Consider the following 14,666-nt stretch of genomic DNA (forward strand, 5'->3'; position numbering starts at 1 on the left):
AGACCTGCTGTGCCGCAGGCGATTACGGCGTATTGGCACGACCCGCGCGGTCCAATGCCGCCTCAGAACAGCCGATCACCCGGCACGGGCATCGTCTACATGTGTCCGGGCTCCTCGTCATCGATGACATCCTGGATCGCGTCGATCTGGTCCTGAACCACCTCGGCGCGCGCCACCAACTCGACCCGATCGGGCTCGGTGAGACTCTCGGCACCGAGCTTCTCGAAAACGCATGAGAGCACTGACCGTAAGTCCTCTAGCTTGCTGTCTGACTCCACGGGACCTCACCCTACGTCCGAACCCAACGAACATCCGCCGCTGCCGAAGAGTGTGTTCAGCCGACCGCCTTCACCACCCGCCTAGCAGCGTTCATACTGACGCGCGTAGGGCTGCGACTCCGGTGAAACATCGCGCCAGGACGGCTGGCAACCGCCGATGAAGACCGCGAACTCGGGACCGTTGCGTGTTTCGATCGTGTAGTCGACCACGGCACCGGGCTGCGCCAGGTAGGGAAGATGTTTGTCGGCGAGTTGTGTTGCCTGCGCAGCGGTGAGTTGCTTTTCGACGGGAGGGTAGATCGCGACGTCCAGGGTGCGGCCTGCTTTGCCGGGCGGGTCGTATACGGATATCTCGACGAAGCCTGGGGTGGGTTGATCGGTCAGGAACCACTCCCAGAGGTCGAGTTCGCTATTGGACGGGAAGCGGGGTCGGCTGAATGGGACGAAGGGTCGGCGGTCCGCGTTGAGCCACCCGGGTTCCAGTCTCGAGCGATTCTTGAACCCGCTCTCCACAGGAACGGTGGCCACCGTCCAATCGTTGGGCGCCAGTTCGGGAAAGTCTTGGATGATTCGGCGCATCGCCGCGGTGGCACGGTGGGGTTCCGCTTCGGAGCCTGCTCCGACGCCGATGGAGTTGCTCATGTGGTCTACGTCGATGCCGCGTGACGACCAGTGCACCTGTGTGCCGGGGGCTGAGATTCTCGCCCAGGTGTGTGCCGAGTTCGCTTCCCAGCTCACGTCCCGACCGAACCGCCAACTCGCAGAATAAGAGTCCGTCATGCGCTCGAGATCGACGCTGGTCTGGTCGCCGTGGTAGCGCGGCGGAAGCTGCTGGGCGCCCATGGCGCGCACCACGGACGCGGCCTCGTCGGGTGTGGTGCCCTCCTCGAGCTGCACATCGAGCCGGGACGCGTACGTGCGGGACTTGCCCTCGTAATCGAACCAATGTGACGCATCGATTACCCCGGGAAGAGCGTGGATGGCAGTTTCGATCACGCGTGACCAGTTGTCACGCTCGGTCTGATCGGGTCCGTGCGCCGGAAGAGTACATCCGGTCAGCAGGACTGCCGCCATCATCAATATGACGGCCGGGGTGGTTGAGCGCATAACGTTTCATTCTGGCGTCCGGGGTGCCGGGCGATGCTAGCGAATTTCGGTCACGACGTCGGCCAGATCATTTCCGGCGACATTGCTCCGTGGGTGCGCGGCGCCTGATTCGCGCTGCCGTGCGGTACGTCGGGCGCACCGCACGGCAGCTCGTGCTCAGCGCACCACGTCGTATACGAGCTTGGTCACCCCGTTGGAGTAGGCCGCCGAATCCCGCAGGCGCAGTTGCTGTTTGTCCCGGTCCGCCCGGCTGAACAGGCTCTTGCCCGCGCCCAGCAACACCGGGAACACCAGCAGGTTGTACCGGTCGATCAGATCAGCGTCCGCCAGCCGCCGGGCCAGCTCGGCACTTCCGTGGATGAAGACCGCACCGCCATCGCCCTGCTTCAGCGCGGCGATGTCCTCGGTGGACCGCAGGATCTCGATCGGACCCCAGCCCTCGATCAGCTCGTCCTCGGCGAGGCTGGTCGAGACCACGTACTTCGGAAGTTCCTTGTACGCGGTGTGGTCGGCGGAGTCGCGCCAGAACGGGGCGAAAACCTCGTAGCTGCGGCGACCGAACATCAATGCCGTTGTGTCGGCGAGTTCTTCGCCCTTGAGCGAGTAGGCCTCGGGAACGAACTCGGTGTCCATCACCCAACCGCCACTGCGGTGCCCTTCCTCCTTGCCGCCTGGCGAGTCGGCTACACCGTCCAGCGACATGAAGCCCGTGTAGACCAGTTCACGTGTCAAAATTCCTCCTGAGATCAGAAAGCGGAGTACCGCCGGTGAACGCCCGGGTGCAGACCTCCCGGGCGGTTTGTACTTTCGCCGGTCTCCCTGACACCGTCCTGACACCGATCTGACACCGGCCTGCCGCTCACCTTCGACGTAGTCGCCGGTGCCGCCTATCACGCCGAGCGAGCCCGCCAGGGCGGTGGCTCAGCGGGTCGACGGTTTGTCCCGTCGTCGCAGCCGGATGCTGTTCGCTCAGGTCGGTAATCTCTGTCCGGTGACCGACGCTACCGACCTGATGCGGATGTATCTGGCCGATCCAGACCAGCCTTTCCCGCCTGTCGAGCTCGCGGATCCGTCCGGACTGGTCGCCTTCGGCGGGGACCTGTCGCCAGAGCGGCTGTTGGGCGCCTATTCCGCGGGCATCTTTCCCTGGTACAACCCCGGCGAAACGATCCAGTGGTACTGCCCGGACCCGCGGAGCATCCTCGTGCCGACCGACCTGCGAGTGACCAAGTCTTATCGCCGAGCTGTCGCCAACGCCGACTACGGGGTGACCATGGATCGCGCCTTCGCCGATGTGATGTCGAATTGCGCTGGCCCACGCGACAAGGAGACCGGAACCTGGATCGGCTCCGACATGATGGCGGCCTACCTGCGACTGCACCACCTCGGTTATGCGCACTCAGTCGAGGTATGGCGCGACGGCGACCTCGTCGGCGGCCTGTACGGCGTCGCATCCGGCCGCTCCTTCGCCGGCGAGTCCATGTTCTCCCGCGCCCGTGACACCTCCAAGATCGCTCTGTATTGGCTCTGCGCCCAACTGGCCGCCTGGGATTTCGCCCTCATCGACTGCCAGGTCACCTCCAGCCACCTCACCTCCCTCGGCGCCATCGACCTCCCCCGCGCGGACTACCTGCACCTACACACCGAGGCCGCCACCCGCCCCGGCCTCCCCGGCCCCTGGCAGTTCGAAATCCCGGTCCCCCACTCCCCCAACCACCTGTAGCCGCTGCGCTGGTATCCGCTTCGCCGGTGTCGGCGGCGACATGCCGGAAGCGCACGCCGACAGCCAGGCCGGACACACCCGCGGGCGCCGGGTGCTGCTCACCTGAACCTGCCGCAGTCCAGGCGTGACAGACTGGCCTAGGTGGCGAATTCGCCTGCGCCGCAGGGACCATGGCCGGTACCCGAGGAGCGATCGTTCGACAGCGAAGGATTTCCACCATGGCCGCGATAGAGGACGTCCGCGCACTGGGTACCGAGCTGGAGCGCTCGTATCCGGTCTATGTACGCGGCAGGTTGAAGTTTCGCGTCAAGCAGATCGTCTACGTGGCATTTTCCCTCGACGAGACGGTGATGGGTTTCGCGTTCCCCAAGGAGGAGCGGACCGCGCTCGTCGCGAGCGCGCCGCACAAGTTTCAGCTGCCATCTGTATCGGACATGCGCTTCAACTGGATCCACTCCGACCTTGCGGCACTGGACCCGACCGAGGCCCGGGAACTCGTCGTCGATGCCTGGCGCATGGTCGTCCCCCAGAAACTCTCCCGCGCCTACGATCTCGCCCATCCGCACGGGCCGGTCTGAAACCCGGCGTCGGGCCAGCGGCGCGACAGGGCGGCCTGCAAGAGGTCTGCGAGCTTCTGAGCTACACCGTCGGGACGCTGCCCCAGCACATCGGCTTGGAACCGGTCAGCAGGCAAAGAGCGTTGAGCGTCGCCTCCAGCAGATAGCCGGAGCCGGATGAGGATCCGGAATCGCTGACGGCTGCGGCGGAATTCGAGGGCAGCGAGTGGTTCGGCACGGCTGCGGCGACCGGGGCACTGCCGATGGCCAGCGCCAAGCCGACCGCCACGGTGGTGATGGATTTGCGGAAGCGTGGGGAATTGGTTTTCGTTCGCATGGTCGGTGACTATGCACGGCCGAGCCGGGGTGTCCAAGCCCGGAATTCCTTGGTGTGAGTCGGGAGGGCTCAGGTCAGTACGACTGACCGAGCAGCACCCGGCCGTCGATCGGCCGGGTGCTTGTCCGTTCTCAGCTCGCTTGGTATTCCGCGCTGCACTCGCCGTTGGTGTAGTTCTGGCCCTCGCCGTGGTTGAAGACGTTCAGGTTCAGCAGGATTCGGCCGGGCTTGGTCTCCAGGCCGGAGATGGTCAACGTGTTGTCGGGGCCTTTCACCTGGGCGGAGGTGTCTCCTACCCCGCTCCTGCCGGTGTCGAGATTCGCCCACGTGACGGAGAACTTCTGGTCGTAGGCGAAATCGGTCCCCGCATTGGTGTGCAGCTTCAGATCGATGGAGCCGTTGGCGGAGATCGCGAAGACTTCACTGGACGCCGGAGTCTGGAACGGTTCTACCGGAACGGGGTAACTCATCGTGCATACCGGGGCCGCCGGATCATTCGGGGCGGCGAAGGCGGCGGGTGCGCCCGCGGCGGTTACTGCGAGGCCGGCGATAGCGGCGATCCGGAATAGGGCCGAGCGGGTACCTGATTTCATCGAACCGTCCCATCAAATATCGAGATGTACTGGATGAACGTGGTTGCCGTGCTGAGGAATAACTGTCTGCAGCGTCGGCAATCGACACCAGCCTAGCGACGGCAGCGGAAGCGCGGCAACATGCCAGGAACCGCGAACTACCTTCTACCAGAAGGGATCTCGAGTAGCAAGACGTCAATACAATTGTGGCACTGCGGTTCTGGCTATGGCCAGCTCACCGGCCAACGCGATCAACGCCGGTGCGATAGGGCGACGGCCGCGCTTCAGCTCGACTGCACGCCGATCAGGTAGGGAGGCTGCTCATTTGCGAAGGGCCGCAAGAACTTGGTCCAGTTGCTGACGGGCGGCGGCCGCGACTGAACACTGCGCGCCACAGCCTAGCCTGAAACCACCTGTGTCACGAAGAGCGCAAGAAGCCCGGTGCACAGCAGGTACCGCCCGCCAAACCCGAATCAGACCGAGTAGTCCATTATTTGGGGGTGAATCAAGATCACCTGAATGCCCGAGCCGCCGAACTGGCGAATGACCTCGGGATCCGGGCACCGAAAATGAAGTCCACCCGCCTGCTACCTAGACGATGGTTCCCCGAGGGTGTGCTGGCCTACACGGTGTTCCTCCGACCTACGCTCGTCGTCGCTCCGGCATTTCACGACAACTCACCCGCCGAGCAGGACGCCCTCCTCGCTCACGGGCTAGCCCAGGCCGACTTGTGCAGAACGACACTGCTCAAGTTCGTCGCTGCCGCACTGGTGTTCACGGCTCTCACCTACGTGCCGGTGAACATTCACGCGACAGTCGGCGACTACTCGTTCTACACCGGGCTGTTCATCGGCGTACAGCTACCGTCCGACATGTTCTGGTTCGCCGAAACAGTCTGGCTCAGCACGCTTGTCGCCGCGGCGGTCGCGTGGGGCCGGCGCATCGTCTACCGTGCCGACCGCTGGATCGCGGACATGCTGGGCCTACAGGCCATGAATCATGTGCTGGCCGTGGCGCGCCGGGTCCGCTACCAGCGGCGCGGTCTCTTCGGTATGTACGTGAACCTCTTCGTTCCCAACGAAACCAAGCGCGCTGACGCCGTCTCCTGTTTCGAACTTCTCCCGGCCTGACTGCACGATGGAGAAGTTATGGCAACGGAGATTCACCAAATGAAGATAAAACGATGGATGGAGAACACCGATGACCGACCTGATCCAAGCTGATCCGTGGGCGGGCGGGGCGCTGACCGCGGTGGTGTGCAACCCGGCCTTTTGGATGAGCATGTTTGCCGTCGTCGCGTTGATTCTCCTGCTGTTTCGCGACTAGTTCTCCGGAATCCGCGTCACGGTGGATTTATCAGCGCGCGGAACCACTTTCGATGAATTCACGGACGAAGCAGAGCGGGCAGTGGGGGTCGAACGGCCTGGTGATCTCGGTCGAGGCGGTGGTCGATGGCGCCGCCGGGAGTTCGTTCGGCGCGGCCGCGGCCAGGCCGGGCTGCAGGGCGAGCGCGGCAGCAAGCGCACCGCCGGCAATGACATTCAGCATGGGACGGGACATAAGATCCTCCACGTTGATGCGATGAGCTGTGAGGGTAGCAAGGCCCGGCGCTGCGGTCATGCCCCCAATTCCAGATGGGCGCTGCCAGTGCAGCTCTCGTGCTGTGCGGTCGGCTCAGGTGCAACCGGTGTGCGCGCGGGCGACGGTTCGGCGAGCATCGCGCCAGGCGATCAGAGCGGTTCGCAGCCGGGGTGAGGGGAGGTCTTCACCCCGGCGTCTCGCGCGCAGTTGATCGACCAGCCAGCCCGGAGCGTCAGCCTGTTCGACCGCCTGGCTCTTGGTCAGAAGTGCACCGTTGCCCAGCGCATAGCGGCCACGAGCCATCGACGTAAGGCCGAGATCGGCGATGACCGGATCCAGCCACATCCATGGGCGCCGGGCGGCCCACGCCCAGTATCCGGTCAGCTCGGCACGGGCCGCTTCGCGGATATCATCGTCACCCATCGGGGGCAGCACAGCGCGCGGCGAACGGCCGAAAACGGCATACCCATGACCCACTAGTTCAGCCCTGGTGATTCCCGAAAGAATGCGGTCAACCAGCAATCCGTGCGTCCACGTCGGATGCGTCATCCGGATATCGGAGACCTTCCCGGCCTCGACGTAGACGCACCCGAGGTCGAGACCAGCACCAGCGTCCTCGTCGAGACAACGATGCACCGCCGTGAGGTCGGCCTGCCGGTGGGTGTCGACCGGGCCGTCGGCCAGCGCGACCAAGTCGATATCGCTGACCCCGGGAACGTAATCCCCCGTCGCCAGCGATCCCGCGACGAACAAATCGCTGATCCACCCGAGCTCCGCCAGCCGCCTGCCGAACTCTGTCACGACAGGCACCGAGGTCACCATGAACGCAGTCTACGGACCCACGCGTTCGAACCGGCCGGAGTGGGCGCGTGGAATGCCAACGGGCGGAGCGATTCCCGAACACCTGGCCGGGCGCGCTTATGCCGATGAGTGAGCTGGAGGTGTTACGGGATCGAGTCCTTGTGCTCGGTAACAGCCTTCGAGCGCGACCCGACAAACAGGCATGAATCTGAAACATATTCCCGTACAACAGTTCTCGGTTCGCGCTGCCGCGATCGCCACGACGGTCGCGGCCGCGCTGGTCGGATTCGCCGCACCCGCCGCCGCCGGCCCCACCGACCCCGTCGTCCAGTTCACGCCGACCCTCACGCGAGTCCCGGGCAACTGTGCTGCCCTCATCAGCGCCGAGACCGTGCCCCAGCCACGCTCAGGCGAGTTCGGTGTTCGAGTGAAAATCACTCAGTTCGGGCAAGGGTGCAAGGCCTATCACCTCGGAGTGAGCTGGCGGAATCTCGATACCGGACGGACCAGCGGACAGGTGCACCCGGTCGACGGGACCGTTGTCAGCGGCGCGCCGGACGGGGTGATCACCGGGTTCGGCATGGGCCCGGGAGCCGGCAAGGTAGAGGCTCGGATCGTGACCTACTCCCAGTACTACCCGCAGCCTCAGGAACTGGAGCACTTTTCAGGCCGTGCGACCTTCACTCTCAGCTGAGCAAGGCGCTGCGCGTAGGCATGACGACGCGCAGTGGGCCGGGCGCGGGGACCCGGTCGCGGGCGTTCATGGCAGGCAGCGGAGTAGCTGGCTGCGGATTTGTTCTTCACTGGGTGGGTTTGTTGTCGCCATGCCGCGCAACGTGATTCCTTGTGCGACGTCGGTGAGCAGGGCGGCGGTATCGGGGTCGGTGTAGTGGGAGTACATGGTGCGGGTGGCTGCGGTGAAGCGGTCCGCGATCGGGCGCAACCCGGGGCGGCGGATGGCCGCTATGTATAGCTCCAGCTGCACGGTGGTAATTGTGCGATCGGGGCCGAAGCAGCCGATCAGCGCGGTCGCGGTCTGGTCGACGAGTTGGCCGATCGTGAACTCGGGGTGCGAGGCCGGGATGGCGGCCATGATGGCGGCGTAGTCGGCTACGCAGATCTCGAGGGCGGCGGCGAGGAGGTCTTCCTTGTCTTTGTAGTGGTAGGTCGTCCCGGCGATGGGGACGTCGGCGGCTTCCGCCACCGCGCGGTGCGTCAAGCCCTCCACACCACGTTCACCGATGACCCGGATCGCCGCGCGAGCGATGCGCTCGCGACGGTTCGGATCGAACCTGCGCCGACGCACGCTCCTGGCGCCGGCCTCGGCCTCCTCGGCCATTCTTGCCTCCATCGCTGCTGTTCGAGCTGGTCATACACCCTTCAGGGCACATTTGTACCAGGTGCGAGCTGTGACACTTTTCCTGGTGATCGCATGCCATCCTAAGGTACAAATGTACTTATAGGTTCGAGCGAGTCATCCACGAGAAGGAGAAGAAGATGCCATTCGTACCCTGCCTCGGCGTGAAAGACACCGCCGCGAGCAAGAAGTTCTACGAGCAACTCGGATTCACCGTGGACAGCCAGACCGCGACCGAGGGCGACGACATCCACATGGTGCTGTTCGACGGCCAGTTCTGCGGGATGCTCTACCGCCACGCGCAACTGGAGGACTGGCTGCCGCCATTGAAGGGCAAGCCGGTCGGGTTCACCGGCATGTTCTATCTCGAAGTTCAGGACTTCGAAGCCATGGTGGGCAAATGCGCGGCGGTCACCGAGATCATCCGAGGCCCGTCTACCGATCACACCGGTACCCGCGAGTTCTATATCGCCGATCCGGACGGCTACATCATCGGGATCAACGACGCGGCCTCGCGCGCGAACAGCGACCTGGTCGGCCAGTACACCACCGAATCCTGAGGAGAGCGATCATGAGTTTCATGGCACCCGGACAGGTTGTCTGGTTCGAAATCGGCACCCGCGACTCCACTGCCGCCGAAAAGTTCTACAGCCAACTGCTCGGCTGGAATTTCGAAGTCGACCCGGATTCCTCGGTCGACGGCCGCCGCTACATCCGCATCATGGCGCCGGGGGCGCAGTGGCCGATGGGTGCGATCAGCGAAAGCGATTCCAGCGGTGAACAAATCAATGTGTCGGCGTTCTCCGAAGATGTCTCCGCCGATGCCGACCGGTTGCGCGAGGCCGGGGCCACGGTGCTGGTACCGGCCACCCAGGTTGCCGATGTCACCTGGTTCGCGGTCCTGGCCGACCCGCAGGGCAATCCGTTCTCGCTGTTCTCCCGCACCAGCAATGCGAGCCTGAAGGATCGCGCGGCCGCGACCGAGGAGCACTTCGAGCAGTCCTCCTACACACCCGCGCCCGGATCATTCGCGTGGTTCGAAATCGGAACCACCGATGCCGATGCCACCCGCGAGTTCTACAACAAGGCATTCGGCTGGCGGTTCGAACTGGACGAGACCGCCGGTGGCAAGCCCTATTACAACGTCTTCACCGGCAATCAGTGGCCCTCGGGCGGCATGTACGACCACGGTGCCGAGGGGACGGACTACCTGATGCCGAGCTTCCGCACCGATGACGTCACCGCGCGGTCCAAGGCGGCCGAAGATCTCGGCGCGGTCATCGAATTCGGTCCCGACAGCAATCCGGACGGTTTGGTGTATTCGCGGATCATCGACCCCAACGGCAACCGTTTCGGCTGTTCACCGCGCCTGCGCAGTCCTGACCCGAAGGAGAGCCGTCATGAAGATCGCGTTGCTCGGAACCGGCGCTGGCCTTGACCATGGCCGATGCCCGGCGCGTGGCCGACGCGGCCGCGGCCAGTGACCGGCAGGTCTTCGTCGACATGTTCGACCGGTTCAGCCCCGCCCACCGAATCCTGTTCGAGGCAGCACATTCCGGCACCTACGGCCGACTCCTGGAGCTGGAACTCGAGCTGCGTACCCCGCTGCTCTGGCCCGGCTACGACCTCGGCCTGGATTCCATCGCCCTCGATGTCATGCATGGCGATCTCGATGTCATGCATGGCGATCTCGACGTCCTCACCCGCGTCCTCGAACATCGCTTCGGCGACGGCCAAGATTTGGATTCGGCGGTCATCGAATACACCAGCTCTGGAACCCGCACCCTGAAAGCCGAGGGTCCCCAGAACTATGCCGCGATGATCGACCACGTCCTGACCTGTCTGCGCGGGGAAACCGAGAACGAGATCTCGCCGTCGAGCGTGCTCGACACGCTGGCGCTCACCCTCGACATCCACCACGCTATTCAGCAGCGGACCGCTTAGCGCAGCAGCGCGTCGGCCTTCGTCTCGACCGCACGAAAAGCGGCCGGCGCCTCTACATGCACCCAATCACCTGGTACCGCACCGTTCTCCGTATCCGGGGCCGGGACGTAGGCGGGCGGTGCGAAGCGCACCTCGCTGAGCCGACCGGCGGCGGTCACCCGCGCGGTCTGCTCCGGTCCACGCCATTCGGCGAACCACAGCTTGCCGAACCGGCCGACGTCGAGACGCTGACCGTCGCTCAACCTGACCGCCACCTCGGCTCCGACGTGCTCGCCCCACACCAGCCACCAGCGGCTGTCGGGTTCACCATCGATCTCACCGGAAACACCCACCGCCATATCGCCGCGACCCGACCACACCCGCCACGACGACTCGTCCGCATCGTCCGTCTCGTGGTGATCCGGATGGTCTATCCGGAAATGCCCATCCGCCGCCCGCCACCGCAGCATCACCCCGGACATCGGCAGTCGCAATTCCTCGAAACCCATCGGCCGTCCCTCTCGGTGTAGTCCATGCCGCCACCAGAAGTACTGGCGTGGCCGTGGATTCACACCTCGCCCCACCGAATACGGCCAATCGCAGCGGATCTTGACTACCGAGTACCCGCCTCGCTCCGAGACCAAACCGTGACCTCCGTAGCGCACCGGAAGGGGCTGCTTCTTTAACCCCAACCGGCATCGGTGGTATGCCCACACCACCGATTGCTAACCCAAAGCAAGTACGCGCGGCGGCTCTGATCAGCGCTGCGGGGGTGGCGATTGGTGGATATTGAGCAGCAGGTGGTCGAAAGCGGTGATCGAACTTGCCTGCATCGGCGGGATTCTCGGCACGGCGGCGATCAACGCTTCGGCGATGTCACGCAGTTTGGTGTTGGTCTCCTGCGATCTCCAGATCAGGACCTTGAAGGCTTGCTCGGCGCTGATGGAGTAGATGAGCATCAGCGCACCCTTGGCCTGCTCGATCGCCGCGCGGGACTCGATGACGTCGGGTATCACCGCGTCGAGGGCGTCGCGTTCGGCGTTGGCGATGGTTTGGCCCAGATCCAGGTAGTAACCGGTCGTGCCCACTACGACGCCGGCGTGGTCGAGGACACTGTCCGAGACCAGCATCACCTGATGCTCGGTGCCGGCGGTGTCGAGGAAGCGATATCGGTCAGCGAACGGTTCGCCTCGGCTCAGTGCGCGAGTGATCGCCTCGGTGACGTCGATGTCGTCCTCGGGATGTTTGTGTGTGAGCAGCAGGTCGCTGGTGGGTTCGACCTCGCCGGGGGTGTACCCGTGCATCAGATAGATTTCGGGTGACCATTCCCAGCGCCGGGTGCCGAACCAGAATCGGAAAGTGCCGACCTTGGGCCCGCCGGTATCGAGCAGCACATGCCGGTCACTGCTCGCAAGGTCCGCGGCCTGATTGCTGCTCGACGCACTGTCGTGGGTCGTCCTCGCCTTATCCATTGGCGCGTCTACTCCTTCGATGAAACGGCTTGGCACCGTTGCGGCCTCGAAGCCTGGACAGAGACGGGATCCCGAAACCGGAAGGGCTGGCTTCGAACCCGATCCGCGCTATTAGAGATATCCAGAGATTATGGGCGCTAACAGGCCCCGGCGCAGATGCGCCGGGGCCTGTATACGGAAGAGGGGATTGTTTCCGACGACCCCCAGCTGCGGATCCGCGGCCGTCTACTACATGGTGTCGTGGGTTTCTGGATCGCGGGTTCCCTGGGTGCGGGACGTCGCGGGCTCGTTGTCGCCGGACCGGTAGATCGTGGCGTCGTAGGTGCCGGGACGGTATTCGCCCGTGCGGTGCTGCGCGGGCCGGTAATCGGAGGCGACCTGCAGGCGCCGGGCGTCGGAGCGGACCCGGAACGCGGTGATGATCTCCATGATGCCCAGCACCACCAGCCAGATACCCGCCACCCAGGCCAGGGTGACCGCCGACTCGAACGGCCAGATGATCAGCACGATGCCGGCGATCGCGGTGAGTACGCCGAAGAAGCCCATCCAGCCCCGGCCCGGTAGTCGCGGTTCGGAGACCGCGGTCATCAGCGAGCTGATACCGCGGAACAGCCAGCCGATACCGATCCACAGGCCGAGCAGCCACACGGCGGTGAGTTCGTCACGGAAACAGAAGAGCCCGATGATGATCGACAGCACACCGCTGACGAACGCGAGCACCCGCAGACCGGCACGGGCCGGTGCGCCGAATGCCGCGATCAGTTGCAGGACACCGCTGATCAAGAGATAGACGCCGAAGATCACCCCGGCCACCAAGGCGGTCTGCCCCGGCCAGGCCAGGACGAGCACGCCGAGCGCCACCGACATGACGCCCATCAGCAGAATTGTTTGCCAGGCCCCGCGCGCGAGCGTCTGCAGAGGCCCCTCGATCGGATTGTTTGGAGTCGTCATGACGCGATGTTAGGCCGCACGAGCATAGTTCGCTGAATATTTGCCAGTCAACGCGCCGGAGGTGCGTCGAACGCACTACGGAGTCGACGCTCCGATATTGACCATCCAGTCGACACCGAACTTGTCCTGGCACATGCCGAATTCGTCGCCCCACATCTGCTTCTCCAGCGGCACGGTGACGGTGCCGCCCGCGATCAGCTTCTCCCAGTAGCCACGCAGCTCCTCGGCATCGTCGCCACTGAGACTGACCGAAATGCTGCTGCCCGGTTTGTAGTCCATGCCGGGCGGGGTGTCGGCGGCCATCAATGTGAAGCCGCTGGGCGTCTCCAGCCGGCCGTGCATGATCAGCTCCGCGCCGCCGGCGGCCTGGTCGCCGAATTCGCCGAAGGTATTCATGCTGAGCTCGCCGCCGAAAACCTCGCGATAGAACTCGAGGGCGGTGCGGGCGGTATCGCTGAAGCCGAGGTACGGGTTGAGCTTGGAGACCATGGGGACACTCCTTGCCGTAGGCGCCATCTGCAGGTTACTGCGCCCGGCGCAGGTGTGCGATGGATAACGCATACCTACCCGGGGGTTTATCGCCTGGGCCCCTGGGGAAGTCATCTCGAAGTGGCTCTGTGAAGGGTCGGGTTCGGTGCGTCTATCGGGTGGCTAGGAGAAGAGGGTGGCGGTAGTACTCGTGCTGCAGGCACGCGGGCTGGGTGATCTGCTCACCACAGTCCCGGCGCTTCGTGCGCTGCGCCGGGCCAAGCCACGCGACCATATTGTTTTAGCCGCTCCGCATCGTCTCAAACCCATCATCGACCTCACCGCCGCCGTCGATGCGATCGCGCCGACGCTGGAGCTGGGCGCGCTGCGCTGGGACGAGCCGGCGCCGCAGCTCGCGGTGAATCTGCACTGGCCGAGCACCGAAAGCATCGTGGAACTGACGAAAACCGACGCGGGCCGGATCCTGAGCTACCGCAATCCCGCCTTCCCCGATCTGGAAGGCCCGGTGTGGCAGACCGATATGCATCCGGTGGAGCGCTGGTGCCGGCTGCTGGAGTCGGACGGGATCACCGCCGACCGCCGCAACCTGGGCCTGGTGCCGCCGGTGTCCACGACCAGCCATCGCGACAGCGTCGTCGTGCATGTCGGGGCGGGCAAGAAGGCACGGCGCTGGCCCCCCGACCGATTCGCCGCCGTGGTCCGGCATCTCCTGGTGCTCGGCCGGGAAGTGGTATTGACAGGTGACGAGTCCGAGCGGGACATCGCGCTGAGCGTGGCCGCGCGGGCCGGGCTGCCGACCAGCCGGGTGCTCGCGGGCGATCAGAGCCTGCTGGAATTCGCTGCCACCGTCGCCGAGGCCGCGCTGGTGGTGTGCGGCGACACCGGCGCCGCCCATCTGGCGACCGCGTTCGGCACCCGCACGGTGCAGCTGTTCGGGCCGACGCCGCCGCGCTGGGGCGGACCGCCGCCGCACCTACTCGGCCGGCACGTGGTGCTGTGGGCCGGGCAGATCGGTGACCCGGATGCCGACACCCCCGACGCCGGACTGCTCCGGATCGGCGTCACCGAGGTGATCGCCGCCGTCGACAAGCAACTCAGCCAGCGGCACTGGCCCGGCACCGAACGGCGCCGCGCCCCCTATCGCCGGGTCGGTTAGGTCTGGCCTTCGGCCTCGCTCAAGGCCGCCGAGTAGGCGGCCAGGGCGCTGGGCCAGAACTGTTCCAGGTAGTCACGGGCGTCGGCGAGACCGCGCGGATCCAGGGAGTAGAGCCTGCGATTACCGTCGGGGCGCACCATCACGAGCCGGGCATCACGCAGCACCTTCAGGTGCTGCGATACCGCTGAGCTGCTGATTCCCATCAACGCCGCCAGGTCCCCGACGGCGCGCGGGGCCTGCGGCAGAGCCTCGAAGATGGCTCGCCTGGTGGGGTCGGCGAGCGCCACCAGCGCCCGCACTCCTTTAGTCGGCACTTAAGTAGTGTGATCGTTTGGCATACTTTTGGCGAATTCGGGGAAGGG

The 14,666-nt window shown here is 65.0% G+C and carries 22 protein-coding genes; 10 read left to right on the plus strand and 12 right to left on the minus strand.

Going from position 1 to position 14,666, the window contains the following annotated elements; all coding sequences use genetic code 11:
- Positions 1-101 precede the first annotated feature (101 nt).
- Positions 102-236, plus strand: a complete 135-nt coding sequence (locus tag IBX22_RS37870) for a hypothetical protein (protein WP_255526407.1) — start codon at positions 102-104, stop codon at positions 234-236.
- Between the two features lie 123 nt (positions 237-359).
- Here the strand turns inward: IBX22_RS37870 and IBX22_RS01930 are convergent, their stop codons facing one another.
- A complete protein-coding gene (locus tag IBX22_RS01930; protein WP_194813652.1) occupies positions 360-1,385 on the minus strand; it encodes a hypothetical protein in 1,026 nt (341 codons plus the stop codon).
- 156 nt (positions 1,386-1,541) lie between these two features.
- Positions 1,542-2,117, minus strand: coding sequence for a dihydrofolate reductase family protein (locus tag IBX22_RS01935; protein ID WP_194813653.1), 576 nt, complete (start codon positions 2,115-2,117; stop codon positions 1,542-1,544).
- Between the two features lie 259 nt (positions 2,118-2,376).
- Here IBX22_RS01935 and aat point away from each other — a divergent pair, with 259 nt between their 5' ends.
- Together aat and IBX22_RS01945 are read left to right on the plus strand one after the other, a co-directional pair.
- On the plus strand, positions 2,377-3,108 hold the full coding sequence (gene aat, locus IBX22_RS01940) for a leucyl/phenylalanyl-tRNA--protein transferase (RefSeq protein WP_309234381.1): 732 nt from the start codon (positions 2,377-2,379) through the stop codon (positions 3,106-3,108).
- A gap of 218 nt (positions 3,109-3,326) precedes the next feature.
- The gene (locus IBX22_RS01945) at positions 3,327-3,686 is read left to right on the plus strand and encodes an MmcQ/YjbR family DNA-binding protein (RefSeq protein WP_194813654.1); all 360 of its coding nucleotides are present in this window, start codon (positions 3,327-3,329) and stop codon (positions 3,684-3,686) included.
- A gap of 61 nt (positions 3,687-3,747) precedes the next feature.
- Here the strand turns inward: IBX22_RS01945 and IBX22_RS01950 are convergent, their stop codons facing one another.
- Positions 3,748-4,002, minus strand: a complete 255-nt coding sequence (locus IBX22_RS01950) for a hypothetical protein (RefSeq protein WP_194813655.1) — start codon at positions 4,000-4,002, stop codon at positions 3,748-3,750.
- A 131-nt stretch (positions 4,003-4,133) separates the two neighbouring features.
- On the minus strand, positions 4,134-4,595 hold the full coding sequence (locus IBX22_RS01955) for a hypothetical protein (protein ID WP_194813656.1): 462 nt from the start codon (positions 4,593-4,595) through the stop codon (positions 4,134-4,136).
- Positions 4,596-5,074: 479 nt separating this feature from the next.
- Between IBX22_RS01955 and IBX22_RS01960 the strand changes: the two genes are divergently transcribed.
- Positions 5,075-5,704 (plus strand): hypothetical protein, encoded by a 630-nt coding sequence (locus IBX22_RS01960; protein WP_194813657.1) that lies wholly within the window; start codon positions 5,075-5,077, stop codon positions 5,702-5,704.
- Positions 5,705-5,774: 70 nt separating this feature from the next.
- Positions 5,775-5,900 (plus strand): hypothetical protein, encoded by a 126-nt coding sequence (locus IBX22_RS37875; protein ID WP_255526408.1) that lies wholly within the window; start codon positions 5,775-5,777, stop codon positions 5,898-5,900.
- 30 nt (positions 5,901-5,930) lie between these two features.
- Here IBX22_RS37875 and IBX22_RS01965 read toward each other — a convergent pair whose 3' ends face one another.
- Together IBX22_RS01965 and IBX22_RS01970 are read right to left on the minus strand one after the other, a co-directional pair.
- Positions 5,931-6,194 carry a hypothetical protein gene (locus tag IBX22_RS01965; protein ID WP_194813658.1) on the minus strand — a complete coding sequence of 88 codons (264 nt, stop codon included), beginning with the start codon at positions 6,192-6,194 and terminating at the stop codon, positions 5,931-5,933.
- A 54-nt stretch (positions 6,195-6,248) separates the two neighbouring features.
- Positions 6,249-6,977, minus strand: a complete 729-nt coding sequence (locus tag IBX22_RS01970) for a nucleotidyltransferase domain-containing protein (protein ID WP_194813659.1) — start codon at positions 6,975-6,977, stop codon at positions 6,249-6,251.
- Positions 6,978-7,158: 181 nt separating this feature from the next.
- On the opposite strand from IBX22_RS01970, the gene IBX22_RS01975 reads away from it, so the two are divergent.
- Entirely contained in the window at positions 7,159-7,650 is a 492-nt protein-coding gene (locus IBX22_RS01975; RefSeq protein WP_194813660.1) for a hypothetical protein, read from the plus strand.
- 66 nt (positions 7,651-7,716) lie between these two features.
- On the opposite strand, the gene IBX22_RS01980 is transcribed toward IBX22_RS01975, so the two are convergent.
- Complete coding sequence (locus IBX22_RS01980; protein ID WP_194813661.1) at positions 7,717-8,295, minus strand: TetR/AcrR family transcriptional regulator; 579 nt, start codon at positions 8,293-8,295, stop codon at positions 7,717-7,719.
- Positions 8,296-8,453: 158 nt separating this feature from the next.
- Between IBX22_RS01980 and IBX22_RS01985 the strand changes: the two genes are divergently transcribed.
- From IBX22_RS01985 to IBX22_RS01995, 3 genes are read left to right on the plus strand one after another with little or no spacing between them, the layout of a single operon-like run.
- Positions 8,454-8,873: a VOC family protein gene (locus IBX22_RS01985; RefSeq protein WP_194813662.1), complete on the plus strand. Its 420-nt coding sequence runs from the start codon at positions 8,454-8,456 to the stop codon at positions 8,871-8,873.
- A gap of 11 nt (positions 8,874-8,884) precedes the next feature.
- Positions 8,885-9,751 (plus strand): VOC family protein, encoded by an 867-nt coding sequence (locus IBX22_RS01990; protein ID WP_194813663.1) that lies wholly within the window; start codon positions 8,885-8,887, stop codon positions 9,749-9,751.
- Complete coding sequence (locus tag IBX22_RS01995) at positions 9,748-10,257, plus strand: hypothetical protein (RefSeq protein WP_194813664.1); 510 nt, start codon at positions 9,748-9,750, stop codon at positions 10,255-10,257. The genes IBX22_RS01990 and IBX22_RS01995 overlap by 4 nt, the downstream gene beginning before the upstream one ends.
- Here the strand turns inward: IBX22_RS01995 and IBX22_RS02000 are convergent.
- From IBX22_RS02000 to IBX22_RS02015, 4 genes are all read right to left on the minus strand, one after another.
- Positions 10,254-10,745: a hypothetical protein gene (locus tag IBX22_RS02000; protein ID WP_194813665.1), complete on the minus strand. Its 492-nt coding sequence runs from the start codon at positions 10,743-10,745 to the stop codon at positions 10,254-10,256. The genes IBX22_RS01995 and IBX22_RS02000 overlap by 4 nt on opposite strands.
- 249 nt (positions 10,746-10,994) lie before the next feature.
- Positions 10,995-11,708, minus strand: a complete 714-nt coding sequence (locus IBX22_RS02005; protein ID WP_194813666.1) for a PAS and ANTAR domain-containing protein — start codon at positions 11,706-11,708, stop codon at positions 10,995-10,997.
- Between the two features lie 228 nt (positions 11,709-11,936).
- Positions 11,937-12,659, minus strand: coding sequence for an HdeD family acid-resistance protein (locus IBX22_RS02010; protein ID WP_194813667.1), 723 nt, complete (start codon positions 12,657-12,659; stop codon positions 11,937-11,939).
- Positions 12,660-12,734: 75 nt separating this feature from the next.
- Positions 12,735-13,148, minus strand: coding sequence for a VOC family protein (locus tag IBX22_RS02015; protein WP_194813668.1), 414 nt, complete (start codon positions 13,146-13,148; stop codon positions 12,735-12,737).
- A 175-nt stretch (positions 13,149-13,323) separates the two neighbouring features.
- Here IBX22_RS02015 and IBX22_RS02020 point away from each other — a divergent pair, with 175 nt between their 5' ends.
- Complete coding sequence (locus IBX22_RS02020) at positions 13,324-14,304, plus strand: glycosyltransferase family 9 protein (RefSeq protein ID WP_194813669.1); 981 nt, start codon at positions 13,324-13,326, stop codon at positions 14,302-14,304.
- On the opposite strand, the gene IBX22_RS02025 is transcribed toward IBX22_RS02020, so the two are convergent.
- Positions 14,301-14,618 (minus strand): helix-turn-helix transcriptional regulator, encoded by a 318-nt coding sequence (locus IBX22_RS02025; RefSeq protein ID WP_194813670.1) that lies wholly within the window; start codon positions 14,616-14,618, stop codon positions 14,301-14,303. The genes IBX22_RS02020 and IBX22_RS02025 overlap by 4 nt on opposite strands.
- Between the last annotated feature and the right edge of the window lie 48 nt (positions 14,619-14,666).

The organism is Nocardia sp. XZ_19_385 (genome assembly GCF_015355755.1).
Lineage (GTDB): Bacteria > Actinomycetota > Actinomycetes > Mycobacteriales > Mycobacteriaceae > Nocardia.

What these genes read in the sequence shown, in the direction of transcription:
- IBX22_RS01950 (WP_194813655.1), bottom strand. Translation starts at nt 4,002, where the DNA reads ATGCGAACGAAAACCAATTCCCCACGCTTCCGCAAATCCATCACCACC.
- IBX22_RS01930 (WP_194813652.1), bottom strand. Translation starts at nt 1,385, where the DNA reads ATGCGCTCAACCACCCCGGCCGTCATATTGATGATGGCGGCAGTCCTG.
- IBX22_RS01985 (WP_194813662.1), top strand. Translation starts at nt 8,454, where the DNA reads ATGCCATTCGTACCCTGCCTCGGCGTGAAAGACACCGCCGCGAGCAAG.
- IBX22_RS01970 (WP_194813659.1), bottom strand. Translation starts at nt 6,977, where the DNA reads ATGGTGACCTCGGTGCCTGTCGTGACAGAGTTCGGCAGGCGGCTGGCG.
- IBX22_RS02010 (WP_194813667.1), bottom strand. Translation starts at nt 12,659, where the DNA reads ATGACGACTCCAAACAATCCGATCGAGGGGCCTCTGCAGACGCTCGCG.
- IBX22_RS02015 (WP_194813668.1), bottom strand. Translation starts at nt 13,148, where the DNA reads ATGGTCTCCAAGCTCAACCCGTACCTCGGCTTCAGCGATACCGCCCGC.
- IBX22_RS01965 (WP_194813658.1), bottom strand. Translation starts at nt 6,194, where the DNA reads ATGACCGCAGCGCCGGGCCTTGCTACCCTCACAGCTCATCGCATCAAC.
- IBX22_RS01975 (WP_194813660.1), top strand. Translation starts at nt 7,159, where the DNA reads ATGAATCTGAAACATATTCCCGTACAACAGTTCTCGGTTCGCGCTGCC.
- IBX22_RS02005 (WP_194813666.1), bottom strand. Translation starts at nt 11,708, where the DNA reads ATGGATAAGGCGAGGACGACCCACGACAGTGCGTCGAGCAGCAATCAG.
- IBX22_RS02000 (WP_194813665.1), bottom strand. Translation starts at nt 10,745, where the DNA reads ATGGGTTTCGAGGAATTGCGACTGCCGATGTCCGGGGTGATGCTGCGG.
- IBX22_RS01980 (WP_194813661.1), bottom strand. Translation starts at nt 8,295, where the DNA reads ATGGCCGAGGAGGCCGAGGCCGGCGCCAGGAGCGTGCGTCGGCGCAGG.
- IBX22_RS01945 (WP_194813654.1), top strand. Translation starts at nt 3,327, where the DNA reads ATGGCCGCGATAGAGGACGTCCGCGCACTGGGTACCGAGCTGGAGCGC.
- IBX22_RS01955 (WP_194813656.1), bottom strand. Translation starts at nt 4,595, where the DNA reads ATGAAATCAGGTACCCGCTCGGCCCTATTCCGGATCGCCGCTATCGCC.
- IBX22_RS01990 (WP_194813663.1), top strand. Translation starts at nt 8,885, where the DNA reads ATGAGTTTCATGGCACCCGGACAGGTTGTCTGGTTCGAAATCGGCACC.
- IBX22_RS37875 (WP_255526408.1), top strand. Translation starts at nt 5,775, where the DNA reads ATGACCGACCTGATCCAAGCTGATCCGTGGGCGGGCGGGGCGCTGACC.